Genomic DNA, 14,200 nt, shown 5'->3' with positions numbered 1-14,200 from the left:
GGCACCGTCGTGGCCCGCTAAGGCATCATCGGGTAGCTTCCCGTGCTCGTCGGTGCGTGCTCGGGGAGCCACAGGACCGCCACCGCGCCCTCGGCCGCTATGTGCTTCGGCGCCCCGGCCGGGCGGACGTTGCGGAAGGTGAGACGGGCGCCGAGGACCCGGGCCTGGCCCGCCGCGATGGTCAGGCCGAGGCCGTGGCCCTGCCCCGCCCGGTCGGCGCTGCCGGTGCGGAACCGGCTCGGGCCCTCGGCCAGCAGGTCCTCGGGGAACCCGGGGCCGTGGTCGCGGACGCGGATCACCCGGCCCTCGACGGTGACCTGGATCGGCGGCTTGCCGTGCCGGGCGGCATTGGCGAGGAGGTTGAACAGGACCCGCTCCAGACGGCGGGGGTCGGTCGTGACCATCGACTCATGCACGACCCGCACCTCGACCTCCGGGTCCTTGGCCGCCACCCGCCGCTCGACGAACTCGCCCAGCAGGAGGTCCTGCAACTCCGCCCGCTCCGAGGCGCTGTCCAGCCGGGCCACCTCCAGGACGTCCTCCACGAGCGTGCGCATGGCCTTCGCCCGGTCCAGGACCAGCTCGGTCGGCCGGCCCGGCGGCAGCAGCTCGGCCGCGGTCAGCAGACCGGTGACCGGGGTGCGCAGTTCGTGCGCGATGTCGGCGGTGACCCGCCGCTCGGCCTCCAGCCGCTGCTGGAGCGCGTCGGCCATGGCGTCCACCGCGTTCGCCAGATCGTCGGTCTCGTCCCGGACGACCCCGCCGATCGCGTCCCGCACCCGGACGTCGGACTCGCCCTTGGCGACCTGGTGGGCCGCTGCCGCCGCCTTGCGCAGCCGGCGCGAGAGCTGTCCGCCGATGAGCACCCCGAGCGCGCTGCCGCCGAACACGACCGCGATCGAACCGATCACCAGCGCCTGGTCGAGGTCCTTGAGGATGTCGGTGCTCCGGTCGGTGAAACCGGTGTGCAGGGACATCACCCGCCCGTCCTTCAGCGGCACCGCCGCCCAGATGTCCGGCGTGCCCCCCGGGCGGTCGGACACGTACGTCACCCGGCGGCCCTGCGCGGCCTTCTCCCGCACCTCCCACGGCAGCCGGGAGTCGTCGATCTTGATCTGGGGGAAGTTGGGCCGCCCGGTCATCTCGAAGTTGTGCTGGGCGATCCGGATGCGCTCGTCCGCGAGGTCGCGCGCGTTGTCCAGCATCGAGACCCGGGCCGCGTTGTGCACGACGAGGCTGAGTGCGATCGCCACCAGCGCGCCGACCAGCGCGATCGCCGCGCTCAGCTTCCACCGCAGACCGGTATGGATGCCCGCGCCCTGTGCGCGGTCCGGAACCAGGTGCCGGATCATCCCCCTCACACCCCCACCCGCTCAGGCCTTCAACTTGTAGCCGAAGCCACGGACCGTCTCGATGCGGTCCTGGCCGATCTTGGTCCGCAGCCGCTGCACATGGACGTCCACGACGCGGGTGTCCCCGCCCCAGCCGTAGTCCCAGACGCGCTCCAGGAGCTTGTCCCGCGACAGGACCGTGCCGGGGGCGGAGGAGAACTCCAGCAGCAGCCGCATCTCGGTCGGCGTCAGGGCCACCGGCCGGCCCGCCCTGCGCACCTCCATGCCCTCGGTGTCGACCTCCAGGTCGCCGAAGGTCAGCACCCCGCCCGCAGGCGCGGTCTCCTCGGTCCGGTCCCCGCCGCCCGCGTGCCCGAAGCGGCGCAGCACCGCGCGGATCCGGGCGACCAGGACGGCGCCGTCGAACGGCTTGGTCACGTAGTCGTCGGCGCCGGCCTCCAGGCCCAGGACGACGTCGATGGAGTCGGCGCGCGCCGACAGCATGATCACGGGCACGGTGGACTCGTCCCGGATGCGCCGGCACAGGCTGACGCCGTCCAGGCCGGGCACCATGACATCCAGCAGGGCGATGTCGGGGCGGTCGGCGCGGAACGCGTCCAGGCCGGACAGGCCGTCCGGCATCGCGGTGACCGCGAAGCCGTCCCGCTCCAGGGCGAGCTGGGTGGCCTCGCGGATGACGTCGTCGTCCTCGACGAACAGGACGTGGGTCTGGTCTGCCATCCCGGTGCTCTCAGTCCTCGTGTTCGGTGGTGCGTCGGTGGTGCGTCGTCGGTGATGCGTCGGTGATGCGTGTCCTCGGGCGTCGCACTGCTGTCCGGGTGCCCCCTTGTGGGGACGCCGGAGGCCTCCGCCGCGTTCACTCCCGGCGCGCCCACTCATTGATCGGTTCGGGCGGCCCGATCGGTTCACGGGTTCCGGAGAATTTTCCGGTCCGCCCGGAACCCGAGGTCAGCCGGTCCCGGGCACCGGTGTCGGGTCCCCGTCCACCATGCTGCTGTACTCGTTGTGGATGGTGAACTCCTTGACGAAGTGATCCGCGCTGGTCCAGCGGTAGGTGATCACGTTCTCGCCGGACGGGCTGGAGAAGGAGTCGCCCTTCGCGTACACCTGCTTGGTCACCACGAGGTCGCCGCGGTCTATCTCCGCGTAGACCGGGGGCTCCTCGGTCTTGAAGACGTTCTCGTACCGGCCGTCCTCCTCCCGGTACACGTACGAGCCGACCCCGACCGCGTCGCCGCAGGTCAGCACGTTCACCACGATGTCCTTGACGGGACCGCCGGTCAGATCGCCGTAGGAGACGTCGACCGGGTACTCGTCGCCGACGCACGGCTTCAGCGCGCCCTTGACCTCCACCGAGACCTCGGGGTCGGCCCTGACGAGCTGGACCGCGTCCACCCGGGAGGGGGTGTGGGTGGGCGCGGCCTCCCAGGGCGTCGTCGTCGCGGCGCCGGCCATCGCGTCGGCGTGCGCGGGGCCCTCGTCACGGGTGCCGGTGCCGCCGGTGGCGCACGCGGAGACGAAAAGGGCGAGGGCGGCGAGCACGGTCACCACCGTGATCGCCGCCTGGAAGGTCCCTCGGGCCGCTGTGAGCCCCGCCTGGGCCGGTGTCGGCCCGGCCCCGGTCAGGCCGCCACGCAACGCTCCCGCTCCTCACGCTCCAGCGCGCGTGCGTCCAGATCGCGGGCCTCCAGCTCCTCGCGGAGCCGGGCGAGCGCCCGGTGCAGCGTGCTCTTGACCGTTCCCGCGGACATGCCGAGGGCGGCGGCCGTCTCCTCCGTGGACATCTGCTCCCAGTGTCGCAGCACGACGACGCTTCGCTGCTTCGGAGCGAGCACCTTCATCGCGTCCATCAGCAGGGCGCGGTCCGCGTGCTGTTCGGTGGAGTCGTCGATGCAGGCGTCAGGGAGCTGCTCGGTGGGGACTTCCTCCAGCTTGCGGGCCCGCCACCACTCGGTCCGGGTGTTGATCATGACCCGGCGCAGATAGGCGTCCGCGAGCCGCTTGTCCGCGATGCCCTCCCAGCGGCCGTACGTCCGTGCCAGCGCCGTCTGCAGCAGGTCCTGCGCGTCAACCGGGTCCGGGACCAGTCGGCGGGCGCTGCGCAGCAGCGCGTCCTGCCGGGTGCGGACGTACTCCTCGAACTCGAGCACCTCGCCCTGCGCCATGGTCAACCCCTCCGTCTACCCCGTTTGCGGCGCGCGGTCGTCCGCCGGACCCGCGTGGTCTGTCGCCGTCGTGCCCTCGGTGGGCACGCAAACGAAGCTACGGAGCTGTTGTCACGGGGCTGTGCGGAGCAGCCTGCGGCTAGCGCGCGGCTGTCCGTCGGTTGTGTAACGGAACCGGGTTCTGGGTAGAGGAGCGGGCCGGAGAGTAGGTGTATATGCCGATTTGTACGGCCGTCGAATGTGACAGACGACGGGCCGGGGCCGTAACGAAGCCGGCAACGAAGCCCGCCGTCTGTGACATGACTGTGTGTCAGGTGAGCGGCAGACGGTACAGACCGTCCGGCAGCGGCTCCACGAGTCCGTCCGCCACGAGCCCGTCCAGGGCCCGCGCGCGCTGCACCGGCTCGCGCCACACCCGGTCCAGCGCCGCCTGCGGCACGGGCGCGTGCGCCTCCCGCAGTACGGCGAGCAGCTTGCCGCGTACCTGCCGGTCCGTACCGGCGTACGTCTGGCCGCGGCGCGGCGGACCCTCGTGCTCCGGCTTGCCCGCGAGCCGCCACGCGCACTGTGCGGCGATCGGGCAGCGCACACAGGTCTCGTTCTTCGCCGTGCACACCAGCGCGCCCAGCTCCATCGAGGCGGCGGCCCAGCGGGCGGCGGTCCGCTCGTCCTCGGGCAGCAGGGCACGGGCCAGCTTGCGCTCGGCGGCCGTGGTGGCGTTCGGCGGGTAGCGCACGCCCGTGACGGCCCGGGCGAGGACCCGGCGGACGTTGGTGTCCAGCACGGCGTGCCGCTGCCCGTACGCGAAGGAGGCGACCGCGGCGGCCGTGTACTCGCCGATACCGGGCAGCGCGAGCAGCTGCGCGTGGTCCGCCGGTACGTCGCCCCCGTGCCGTTCCGTTATGGCCACCGCCGCGCCGTGCAGCCGCAGGGCGCGGCGCGGGTAGCCGAGCCGCCCCCACGCGCGTACGGCCTCGCCGGGGGCCTCCGCGGCCAGGTCGGCGGGGCGCGGCCAGCGGGCGAGCCACTGCTCGTAGACCGGCAGGACGCGGCTGACCGGCGTCTGCTGGAGCATGAACTCGCTGACCATCACGCCCCATGCGCCGGCCTCGGGGTGCCGCCAGGGCAGGTCGCGGGCGTTGTCCTGGAACCAGTCGATGACGGGGGAGTGCAGGTCCGCGCCGGCGGTGTCGTCGGCGGGGCTGCGGTGCGGGGGCTTCGTGGGCGCAGTCATGGCCCTTCCGATCCTGCCATGGGTGATGGGGCAGGCGTGCGTATCGCCACTCGTCCGGGTGGCCGGCCGGGAGCGTGGCCCTGTACCGCGCGCCCCGGTCGTGGCCACCGGCACAGGCGGCGCCTCCGCGGGGCGCCGGGCACCGGTACCCAGGGTGAAGTCGGGGGCAGGGATGCGGAGTCCGGGATGATGATCCGGAAAAGTTGTACTCCGGGCGGCGGGTGGGGCCGGTTGAGGCGGCGATCTCTCGTACAGTTTGCGCCGTGGGATCTCTGCGCAATCCGATCGGGCCGCTTCCCTCCTCCATCTACTGGCGCCGGAGGGTCGTACTGCTGTCCGTGATGGCCCTGTTGGCGCTGGTCGTCACCTGGTTCGTCACCTCCGACGACGGTGGCGGCTCTCACGACGCGAAGGGATCCGGCGGAAAGAATCCCGCGTCCTCGATCACGCCGGGGCCGTCCGGTTCGGGTCCCGCCATCAGCCAGGCGCCGGGCGGGCGCGACGAGTCGAGCGGGGGCGCCACCGAGGGCTCGGACCCGGGATCCGGGTCGGGCTCGGACACCGGTTCGGGCGGCGGAGGCTCCGGGGCCGGAGGCTCCGGGGCCGGCGGTTCGGGGTCCGACGGCTCGGGCACGGGCGGCGGCGGCACGGACGACGGGGCCAACGGCGGCGGTTCGAGCGCGACCCTCCCGGCCGGTACGACCCTGCCCAACTGCACCGCCAGCGTGGTGAGGTTGACCCTGCGCAGCGTCCGGAACTCCTACTCGCCCGATGAGACGCCCACCTTCCAGCTCGTCGCGAAGAACTCCTCCGCCAGCGACTGCAAGGTCGACCTCGGACCGAAGACGGCGGTGCTGACGATCACGAAGGCGGGGAGCGAGGACGACTACTGGTCCTCGGCCGACTGCCCGAAGGCGCCGGGGAGCCTGCTGTACCGGGTGCCGGCCGGTGGGGACTTCACCTACACGCTGAAGTGGGACCGCAAGCCGAGTGCCGCCGAGTGCGCGACGCCTCCGGCGGGCGTGGCCGGCGCGGGGACGTACCTGGTGGAGGCGAAGGCTCCGGGGTTCGCCACGGCACAGACGTCGTTCGTGCTCGCGGCCGACTAGTCCGCGTTCGAGGAGTCGCCGGCCCTCGTGCGAGAGCGGCCGCGGGCGTCCGGAGTGTGTTCCGGGCGTCGCCCGGCAGGCGGCGCCACGTGCGCAACCGGCCCCGGCGACGGTCGGCGGACGCCGTCAGACGTAGCGCTCCAGGATCGACGACTCCGCCAGCCTCGACAGGCCCTCGCGGACGCTGCGGGCCCGGGCCTCGCCCACGCCGTCGACCGTCTGGAGGTCGTCGACGCTGGCGGCGAGCAGCTTCTGCAGGCTGCCGAAGTGCTCCACCAGCCGGTCGATGATGGCGCCGGGCAGCCGGGGCACCTTGGCGAGGAGGCGGAAACCGCGCGGGGAGACCGCCGAGTCCAGCGCCTCGGGCGAGCCGGTGTAGCCCAACGCGCGTGCCACCGTGGACAGTTCGAGCAGCTCGGCATGGGTGAGGGCGTCCAGCTCGGACAGCGCCTCGTCGACCGTGCGGGAGCGCTTGGCGGTGGGCTCCGGGACGTAGTCCCGGACCACCAGCTCGCGCTCCGGCTCCACCCCCGCGATCAGCTCGTCCAGCTGGAGCGCCAGCAGACGGCCGTCGGTGCCCAGTTCGACCACGTACTCGGCGATCTCGGTGGCGATACGGCGCACCATCTCCAGGCGCTGGGCCACCGCGGAGACGTCCCGGACCGTCACCAGGTCCTCGATCTCCAGCGCCGACAGCGTGCCCGCGACCTCGTCCAGCCGGAGCTTGTAGCGCTCCAGGGTGGCGAGGGCCTGGTTGGCGCGGGACAGGATCGCGGCCGAGTCCTCCAGCACGCGGCGCTGGCCGTCCACGTACAGGGCGATCAGCCGCATCGACTGGGAGACCGAGACGACCGGGAAGCCGACCTGCTTGGAGACGCGGTCCGCGGTGCGGTGCCGGGTGCCCGTCTCCTCCGTGGGGATCGTGGGGTCCGGGACCAGCTGGACGCCGGCCCGCAGGATCTTCGACAGGTCGGAGGAGACCACGATGCCGCCGTCGAGCTTGCACAGCTCCCGCAGCCGGGTGGCGGTGAACTCCACGTCCAGGACGAACCCGCCGGTGGACATCGTCTCGACGGTCTTGTCGGAGCCGAGCACGATGAGCCCGCCGGTGTTGCCGCGGAGCACCCGCTCGAGCCCGTCGCGCAGGGCCGTGCCCGGAGCCACCGCGCTCAGGGCGGCACGCATGAGGCTCTCGGTACGGGAACTCCCACCGGACTTTCCGGGAGCTGCCGCCCGGTCGTTGGCTGCCACTGCACTCCTCCGGTCGCAGGTTCTTCGGGCGCTCCCGTGCGCGTACTCGGTTCGTACGGACGGGCGGGACCAGGGCAAAGTCTACCGGCGGTCCTCCGTCTCCCGTGGGGCCTCTCGGCGACGCGACCTCGGCAGCACTCGCAGCGCGTCCCCCATGTCGGCGACTTCGAGGACCTTCATGCCGGGCGGGGTCCTGCCGGGATCGCCCGGTACGAGCGCGTGCGTGAAGCCCAGCCGGTGCGCCTCGGCCAGTCTGCGCTGGACGCCCGTGACCCGTCTGACCTCGCCCGCGAGACCGACCTCGCCGATCGCCACCAGGTTCTTCGGCAGGGGGGTGTCGCTCGCCGCGGAGGCCAGGGCCAGCGCGATCGCCAGGTCCGCAGCGGGCTCGGAGAGCTTCACCCCGCCGACCGTCGCCGAGTAGATGTCCCGCTTGCCGAGCGCGCTGATCCGCCCCCGCTGCTCCAGCACGGCCAGCATCATCGAGACCCGGGACGTCTCCAGACCGGAGGTGGTGCGCCGGGGCGAGGGGATCTGGGAGTCGACGGTCAGCGCCTGGACCTCGGCGACCAGTGGGCGGCGGCCCTCCAGGGTGACGGTCAGACAGGTACCGGGGACCGGTTCATCACGTCTGGTCAGGAAAAGTCCACTGGGGTCGGCGAGGCCGGTGATGCCCTCGTCGTGCAGCTCGAAGCAGCCGACCTCGTCCGTCGCGCCGTACCGGTTCTTCACGCCGCGTACCAGACGCAGGCGCGCGTGCCGGTCGCCCTCGAAGTGCAGGACGACGTCCACCAGGTGCTCCAGCAGGCGGGGCCCCGCGATCGCGCCGTCCTTCGTGACATGGCCCACCAGCAGCGTGGACATGCCGCGTTCCTTCGAGGCGCGGATCAGGGCGCCGGCGACCTCGCGCACCTGGGCCATGCCGCCCGGCGCCCCGTCGATCTCGGGGGAGGCGACCGTCTGCACCGAGTCGAGGATCAGCAGCGACGGCTTGACCGCGTCCAAGTGGCCGAGGACGGCGGCCAGATCGGTCTCGGCCGCCAGGTACAGATGGTCGTCGATGGCGTTGATCCGGTCGGCGCGCAGCCGCACCTGGCTCGCGGACTCCTCGCCCGTCACGTACAGGGTGCGGTGTTCGTCACTCGCCGACTTCGCCGCCACGTCCAGCAGCAGGGTCGACTTGCCGACGCCCGGCTCGCCGGCGAGCAGCACCACCGCGCCGGGCACCAGACCGCCGCCGAGCACGCGGTCCAGCTCCGGCACACCGGTCGGGCGGGCGGTCGCCTGCCGTCCGTCCACCTGGCCGATCGGCACGGCGGAGGTGGTGACCCGCCCCGGTGCCGTCGTCCGGACCGCGGGCGTGCCGTACTCCTCGATCGTGCCCCAGGCCTGGCACTCGGGGCAGCGGCCGAGCCACTTGGCCGTCTGCCAGCCGCATTCGGTGCAGCGGTAGGACGGGCGGTCCTTGGTGGTCTTCGTACGGGCAGCCATGGGGAAACCGTAACCGCCGCCACCGACAGCCGGGCCGGCCTGTGGACAACCGGCCCGCCCCTGCGCCCGGACACCTGCGGAGAATCCGGACACCCCCTGTGATCCGGCCACGCCCCCTCACGAACGAGCCACGGAATGCCCCGTTCCTGTCCCCTTATGAGGGATCGTTTCACCCGTACGGATTAAAAGGACTCAAGGGGCGAGAAGAGCCCGTTCCGCGCCGCCTACGGTCCACGGGTGATGAGCAGCAGCCCCGAGATCTCGACCCGCACGACCGGCGCGCACCGGGCGCACCGGGAGGCGCGCGACCGCGCCGCGGGGCGCACGCTCGCGCAGCGCCCGCCCGCGCGCTACGAGCCCTACCTGGACGGACTGTTCACCTACTGTCTGTCCGCGCTGTGCGACCACGACGCGGCCACCGCCGCCCTCGGGGACGTCCTCGCCCTCGCCGAGCGGCGCGGGCAGCGCATCCCGGAGGCCGCGGAGCGCAGGGCCTGGCTGTACGCACTGGCCCGCTGGGCCTGCCTGCGCAAGCTGGCCGAGGCCAGACAGAAGCGCCAGAGCGCCCATACGGCCGGGCGCACCGCGGCCGAGCGCGCGTCCGGCGCACACCCCGGCACCCCCGACCCGCACAGCCCCGCCGCACCCGACGGCCTCCAGGAGGAGCGGCGCCGCGAACTCGCCCTGCTCGCCTGGCCGGAGGCGGCCGGCACCACCCCCGAGCAGCGCGAGGCCCTCGAACTCGCCGTCCGCCACCACCTCGCCGCCGACGAGGTCGCCGCCGTCCTCGGCATGGACCACGCCGCCGCCCGTGAGCTGCTCGCCTCGGCCGCCTGCGAGGTCGAGCGCACCCGCGCGGCCCTCGCCGTGGTGGAGACCGGCGGCTGCCCGGGAGTGGCCCGCCTCACCGGCGAGCACCAGCTCGTCCTCAGCGCCACCCTGCGCCGCGAACTCGTCCGGCACGTCGACGACTGCCCCCGCTGCCGGCGGGCCGCCGAGCGCGCCGCCCCCGGCCGCTGGCCCGGCGTCGGGGTCACCCCCGCCGAGCTGCCCGTCCTGGAGGCGCCCCGTCCCGCCCTGCGGGTCGCCATGACGCACTTCACCCGCGCGCGGGGAGCCGCCGCGCCCCGGTTCGACCGGCGGGGCTTCCCGATGGACCCCAAGGACCGCGCCGCCCGGCGCGACCGGCTGCGCGCCCGTGCCGTCACGACCACCGTCGTCGCCACCGTCGTCGCGGCCCCCGTGCTCGCCCTGTGGGCGGCCTACCGGAGCGCCCCCGCCGAGGACGCCGACGGCCGCTCGGCCAGTGCCGGCGAGGCGCACGGCCCCGGCAGCCCGGACGGCGAGGGGACGAGCGGCTACGAGAACGCGGGGAACGCCAGGACCAGACCCGCCACCGGCTTCGGCAAGGACCCCGAGCCGGATGTCTCCGTGGAGGTCGTCAGCGTCGCCGGGATCGGCGCGAGTGACGCGAAGCGGCTGACCGTGAGCGCCGTCACCAGCGCCGACACCACACTGATCACCCTCACCGCCGCCCGGGACGCCGCCGGCCCCGTCCGCTGGTCCGCCTCCACCGGGGCCTCCTGGATCTATCTCAGCCGTGCCGCCGGCACCCTGCACCCCAGCGAGTCGGTGACGATCAAGGCGTACGTCGACCCCCTGCGCGAACCGTCCGGACACTGGCACGCGCGCGTGGCGATCGCCCCGGCGGGCGCCGTGGTCACCATCGAGGGCTACGGCCCCCCGTCCGGCCCGGCCCCCGGCCCCGGCGAGGGCACCCGCCCGGGCACCCCGGCCCCGCCGACCTCCCGGCCGGACCCGGATCCTTCCGTTCCGCCCGCTCCGGACCCCACCCCGAGCACGCCCCCGCCCAGCTCCGATCCTCAGCCTTCCGCGAGCGACTCCCCGACCGCCCCGGAGACCTCGACCCCGCCCCCGCCCGACGACGGCACGACGAGCCCCACCACGTAGGCGAGGCCCGCCACCTGGGCGAGCCCCACCACGTAAGCGAACACCCCCACCTAGGGGCGACCCTCGACGGGATCCGCCGGATGCGGTGCCAGCAACGGAAGCCGCGAGGCCAGACGCTCCTCGCACAGCTCGACCAGACGGTCGTAGCCGGCCTTGCCCATCAGCTCCGTCAGCTCCGCCTTGTACGACACGTACACCGGCTCGCCCGCGCCGTGCGCCGAGGTCGCCGACGTGCACCACCAGTGCAGATCGTGACCGCCCGGACCCCAGCCGCGGCGGTCGTACTCGCCGATCGACACCTGGAGCACGCGCGTGTCGTCCGGCCGGTCGATCCAGTCGTACGTCCGCCGCACCGGAAGCTGCCAGCAGACGTCCGGCTTGGTCTCCAGGGGCTCGCGGCCCTCCTTGAGCGCCAGGATGTGCAGCGAGCAGCCCGCGCCACCGGCGAAGCCCGGACGGTTCTGGAAGATGCAGGAGCCCTGGTAGGGGCGCGTCTGCCGGTCCCCGTCCTCGTCCTCGGCCACCCAGCCGTTCAGCACCCCCTCGGCGTGGTGCTGCCAGATGTCCGGGGTGAGCCGCGCCACATGCCCGGCGACCCGCTGCTCGTCGTCCTCGTCGGAGAAGTGGGCGCCCAGCGTGCAGCACCCGTCGTCCGCGCGGCCGGCCTGGATGCCCTGGCAGCCACTGCCGAAGACGCAGTTCCAGCGGGAGGTCAGCCAGGTCAGGTCACACCGGAAGACCTGCTCGTCGTCCGCCGGATCGGGAAACTCCACCCACGCGCGCGCGAAGTCGAGCCCCTTCTCGTCCGACGCAGCAGGCTTCGCGTTCGCCCGCGAAGAACCGCCGGTTGTTTTGTCGGTCTTCGCCTTTTTCGTCTTTGGCACCCGTCCAGGGTAAGTCGCCGAAGGCCGCTTCGGGGACGGCCCACGGCCTCACTGGCAGTAGCGTTCCCTCCATGAGACTCGGTGTCCTCGACGTGGGATCGAACACGGTGCATCTGCTGGTGGTGGACGCACACCCCGGCGCGCGCCCCCTGCCCGCGCACTCGCACAAGGCCGAACTGCGCCTCGCGCAACTGCTCGACGGCGACGGCGCCATCGGCCCCGACGGCGTCGACAAACTGATCACGGTCGTCCACGAGGCGCTGCAGGCCGCCGAGGACAAGGGCGTCGAGGACCTCCTGCCGTTCGCGACCTCCGCCGTGCGCGAGGCCACCAACGCCGACGACGTCCTCGCGCGCGTGCAGGCCGAGACCGGCGTCGAGCTCCAGGTCCTCACCGGCTCCGAGGAGGCCCGGCTGACCTTCCTCGCCGCCCGCCGCTGGTTCGGCTGGTCGGCGGGCAAGCTGCTCGTCCTGGACATCGGCGGCGGCTCCCTGGAGATCGCCTACGGCATCGACGAGGAGCCCGACGCCGCCGCCTCCCTGCCGCTCGGCGCCGGCCGCCTCACCGCGGGCTGGCTGCCCGGCGACCCGCCCGACCCCGAGGACATAAGGTCCCTGCGCAAGCACGTCCGGGCGCAGATCGCCCGGACGGTCGGCGAGTTCGCCCGCTTCGGTGCCCCCGACCACGTCGTCGCCACCTCCAAGACGTTCCGGCAGCTCGCCCGCATCGCCGGAGCCGCCCGCTCCACCGAGGGCCTCTACGTCCAGCGCGAACTCAAGCGCGAGTCCCTGGAGGCCTGGGTCCCGCGCCTGGCCGGCATGACCTACGCCCAGCGCGCGGATCTCCCCGGTGTCTCCGAGGGCCGGGCCAACCAGCTCCTCGCCGGCGCCCTGGTGGCCGAGGGCACGATGGACCTGTTCGGCGTGGAAACGGTGGAAATCTGCCCCTGGGCCCTCAGGGAGGGCGTGATCCTGCGGCGCCTGGATCACATGGGCTCGGCATAGCGACGTAAGGGGGGCGGGGAACGGCGCGAGCGGCCACCTCCCGCCCCGACCCGCCCGTGGCATACGCCACAACGGCGAACAGGCGCCCGGCTCCCACAAGGCCGCACCCCGTAATCTGTCCCCCATGGCAGAGCCAGTCGCACGGATCCCGGACGCGAAGGTCGCCCTGTCGACGGCGTCCGTGTACCCGGAGTCGACGGCGACGGCCTTCGAGATCGCCGCGCGCCTCGGATACGACGGCGTCGAGGTCATGGTGTGGAACGACCCCGTCAGCCAGGACATCGAGGCGCTGCGCCGACTCAGCGACTACCACGGCGTGCCCGTCCTCGCCGTGCACGCCCCCTGCCTGCTCATCACCCAGCGGGTCTGGTCCACCGACCCCTGGGTGAAGCTCCAGCGGGCCCGCGCCGCAGCCGAGAAGCTCGGCGCGACCACCGTCGTCGTGCACCCGCCCTTCCGCTGGCAGCGCCAGTATGCGCGGGACTTCGTCCAGGGCGTCTGGCGCATGGCACACGAGACGGATGTGCGCTTCGCCGTCGAGAACATGTACCCCTGGCGCTACCGCGACCGCGAGATGCTCGCGTACGCCCCCGACTGGGACGTCACCAAGGACGACTACCGGCACTTCACGATCGACCTCAGCCACGCCGCCACCGCCCGCGTGGACGCCCTCCAGATGGTCGACCGCATGGGCGACCGCCTCGGCCACGTCCACCTCGCCGACGGGAACGGCTCGGCCAAGGACGAGCACCTGGTCCCCGGCCGCGGCGGACAGCCCTGCGCCGAGCTGCTGGAGCGGCTCGCGCTGAGCGGCTTCGACGGCCATGTGGTCATCGAGGTCAACACCCGGCGTGCCATGTCGGGCGCCGAACGTGAGGCCGACCTCGCGGAGGCCCTGGCCTTCGCCCGGCTCCACCTGGCGTCGGCGGCGAAGGTGCCCCGCCCGTGAGCGAGCCGGACGGCACCTCCCGGCGGCCGGGCCGGCCCCCTCGTACGGCGGCGTCCGGCAGTGGCGGGACGACCCGCAGACGCGGTCGGCCCCCTCGTACCGAAGCGGCCGACACGCGCGACCGTATCCTGGCCGCCGCGCGGGAGGAGTTCTCCGAGCGGGGGTACGAGAAGACCTCCGTGCGCGGGATCGCCAAGGCGGCCGGCGTGGACTCGGCGCTCGTGCACCACTACTTCGGCACCAAGGAGCAGATCTTCGAGGCGGCGATCGAGGTCGCCTTCGCCCCCGCGTTCGAGGCTCCCGCGGCGCTCACCGAAGGGCCCCTGGACGGCGTGGGGGAGCGGATGGCCCGGTTCGTGTTCGGCGTCTGGGAAAATCCCGCCACGCGCGCGCCCCTCCTCGCCATCGTGCGCTCGGCCGTCACCAACGACACCGCGGCGGCCGTCTTCCGCCGACTGGTCGCCTCCCAGGTGCTGCGCCGGGTCGCCGCCCAGGTCGACCTGCCGGACGCCGAACTGCGCGCCGAACTGGCGGCCGCCCAGCTGGTCGGATGCGCGATCCTGCGGTACGTGATCAAGGTGGAACCGCTCGCCTCGGCGGACGTCGAACTGATCATCGAGCGGGTCGCGCCCGTCGTCCAGGGCCACCTCACCGCACCCTGAGGTCGGCGCCACCGCCTTGACGCCGGCGCCGCGGCCTTGACGCTGGGGCCACCGCCCTGACGTCGGCGCCACCGCTCTGACCCCGGCTCCGCAGCCCTGAAGCCGAGACGCGCATCCCGCATTTCGGA

Annotated in this window: 13 protein-coding genes; 5 read left to right on the top strand and 8 right to left on the bottom strand. The window is 73.3% G+C overall.

The window, feature by feature from the left end:
* Positions 1–17 precede the first annotated feature (17 nt).
* The 5 genes from cseC to AQJ58_RS31530 form a co-directional block, all read right to left on the bottom strand.
* Positions 18–1,352, bottom strand: coding sequence for a two-component system sensor histidine kinase CseC (cseC, locus tag AQJ58_RS31550; protein WP_199844735.1), 1,335 nt, complete (start codon positions 1,350–1,352; stop codon positions 18–20).
* A gap of 21 nt (positions 1,353–1,373) precedes the next feature.
* A complete protein-coding gene (gene cseB, locus AQJ58_RS31545) occupies positions 1,374–2,072 on the bottom strand; it encodes a two-component system response regulator CseB (protein ID WP_067256348.1) in 699 nt (232 codons plus the stop codon).
* 228 nt (positions 2,073–2,300) lie between these two features.
* Positions 2,301–2,990: a hypothetical protein gene (locus AQJ58_RS31540; protein ID WP_067256346.1), complete on the bottom strand. Its 690-nt coding sequence runs from the start codon at positions 2,988–2,990 to the stop codon at positions 2,301–2,303.
* The gene (locus AQJ58_RS31535; protein ID WP_067256344.1) at positions 2,975–3,517 is read right to left on the bottom strand and encodes a SigE family RNA polymerase sigma factor; all 543 of its coding nucleotides are present in this window, start codon (positions 3,515–3,517) and stop codon (positions 2,975–2,977) included. Before AQJ58_RS31535 ends, AQJ58_RS31540 begins: the two co-directional genes overlap by 16 nt.
* A 310-nt stretch (positions 3,518–3,827) precedes the next feature.
* Positions 3,828–4,751 carry an HhH-GPD family protein gene (locus AQJ58_RS31530; protein ID WP_067256343.1) on the bottom strand — a complete coding sequence of 308 codons (924 nt, stop codon included), beginning with the start codon at positions 4,749–4,751 and terminating at the stop codon, positions 3,828–3,830.
* Between the two features lie 263 nt (positions 4,752–5,014).
* On the opposite strand from AQJ58_RS31530, the gene AQJ58_RS31525 reads away from it, so the two are divergent.
* On the top strand, positions 5,015–5,860 hold the full coding sequence (locus AQJ58_RS31525) for a hypothetical protein (RefSeq protein WP_067256341.1): 846 nt from the start codon (positions 5,015–5,017) through the stop codon (positions 5,858–5,860).
* Between the two features lie 126 nt (positions 5,861–5,986).
* Here the strand turns inward: AQJ58_RS31525 and disA are convergent, their stop codons facing one another.
* Both disA and radA read right to left on the bottom strand, forming a co-directional pair.
* On the bottom strand, positions 5,987–7,111 hold the full coding sequence (gene disA / locus AQJ58_RS31520; protein WP_067256340.1) for a DNA integrity scanning diadenylate cyclase DisA: 1,125 nt from the start codon (positions 7,109–7,111) through the stop codon (positions 5,987–5,989).
* Positions 7,112–7,192: 81 nt separating this feature from the next.
* On the bottom strand, positions 7,193–8,602 hold the full coding sequence (gene radA / locus AQJ58_RS31515; protein WP_067256338.1) for a DNA repair protein RadA: 1,410 nt from the start codon (positions 8,600–8,602) through the stop codon (positions 7,193–7,195).
* Positions 8,603–8,839: 237 nt separating this feature from the next.
* On the opposite strand from radA, the gene AQJ58_RS31510 reads away from it, so the two are divergent.
* Positions 8,840–10,573, top strand: coding sequence for a BACON domain-containing protein (locus AQJ58_RS31510; protein WP_067256336.1), 1,734 nt, complete (start codon positions 8,840–8,842; stop codon positions 10,571–10,573).
* A 50-nt stretch (positions 10,574–10,623) separates the two neighbouring features.
* Here AQJ58_RS31510 and AQJ58_RS31505 read toward each other — a convergent pair whose 3' ends face one another.
* Positions 10,624–11,457, bottom strand: a complete 834-nt coding sequence (locus AQJ58_RS31505) for a DUF3109 family protein (RefSeq protein ID WP_067256335.1) — start codon at positions 11,455–11,457, stop codon at positions 10,624–10,626.
* 71 nt (positions 11,458–11,528) lie between these two features.
* Between AQJ58_RS31505 and AQJ58_RS31500 the strand changes: the two genes are divergently transcribed.
* The 3 genes from AQJ58_RS31500 to AQJ58_RS31490 all read left to right on the top strand — a co-directional run bounded on the left by AQJ58_RS31500 (position 11,529) and on the right by AQJ58_RS31490 (position 14,072).
* The gene (locus tag AQJ58_RS31500) at positions 11,529–12,461 is read left to right on the top strand and encodes a Ppx/GppA family phosphatase (protein WP_067256333.1); all 933 of its coding nucleotides are present in this window, start codon (positions 11,529–11,531) and stop codon (positions 12,459–12,461) included.
* A 124-nt stretch (positions 12,462–12,585) separates the two neighbouring features.
* Positions 12,586–13,410, top strand: coding sequence for a sugar phosphate isomerase/epimerase family protein (locus AQJ58_RS31495; RefSeq protein ID WP_067256331.1), 825 nt, complete (start codon positions 12,586–12,588; stop codon positions 13,408–13,410).
* Complete coding sequence (locus AQJ58_RS31490) at positions 13,407–14,072, top strand: TetR/AcrR family transcriptional regulator (protein ID WP_067256330.1); 666 nt, start codon at positions 13,407–13,409, stop codon at positions 14,070–14,072. Before AQJ58_RS31495 ends, AQJ58_RS31490 begins: the two co-directional genes overlap by 4 nt.
* The last annotated feature ends 128 nt before the right edge of the window (positions 14,073–14,200 follow it).

It is taken from the genome of Streptomyces sp. DSM 15324 (assembly GCF_001514285.1).
Classification (GTDB): Bacteria; Actinomycetota; Actinomycetes; order Streptomycetales; family Streptomycetaceae; genus Streptomyces.
The sequence above is the reverse complement of the archived record's forward strand: the minus strand, read 5'-3'. Positions and strand labels throughout refer to the sequence as shown.

What these genes read in the sequence shown, in the direction of transcription:
- cseC (WP_199844735.1), bottom strand. Translation starts at nt 1,352, where the DNA reads ATGATCCGGCACCTGGTTCCGGACCGCGCACAGGGCGCGGGCATCCAT.
- cseB (WP_067256348.1), bottom strand. Translation starts at nt 2,072, where the DNA reads ATGGCAGACCAGACCCACGTCCTGTTCGTCGAGGACGACGACGTCATC.
- AQJ58_RS31535 (WP_067256344.1), bottom strand. Translation starts at nt 3,517, where the DNA reads ATGGCGCAGGGCGAGGTGCTCGAGTTCGAGGAGTACGTCCGCACCCGG.
- AQJ58_RS31530 (WP_067256343.1), bottom strand. Translation starts at nt 4,751, where the DNA reads ATGACTGCGCCCACGAAGCCCCCGCACCGCAGCCCCGCCGACGACACC.
- radA (WP_067256338.1), bottom strand. Translation starts at nt 8,602, where the DNA reads ATGGCTGCCCGTACGAAGACCACCAAGGACCGCCCGTCCTACCGCTGC.
- AQJ58_RS31500 (WP_067256333.1), top strand. Translation starts at nt 11,529, where the DNA reads ATGAGACTCGGTGTCCTCGACGTGGGATCGAACACGGTGCATCTGCTG.
- AQJ58_RS31495 (WP_067256331.1), top strand. Translation starts at nt 12,586, where the DNA reads ATGGCAGAGCCAGTCGCACGGATCCCGGACGCGAAGGTCGCCCTGTCG.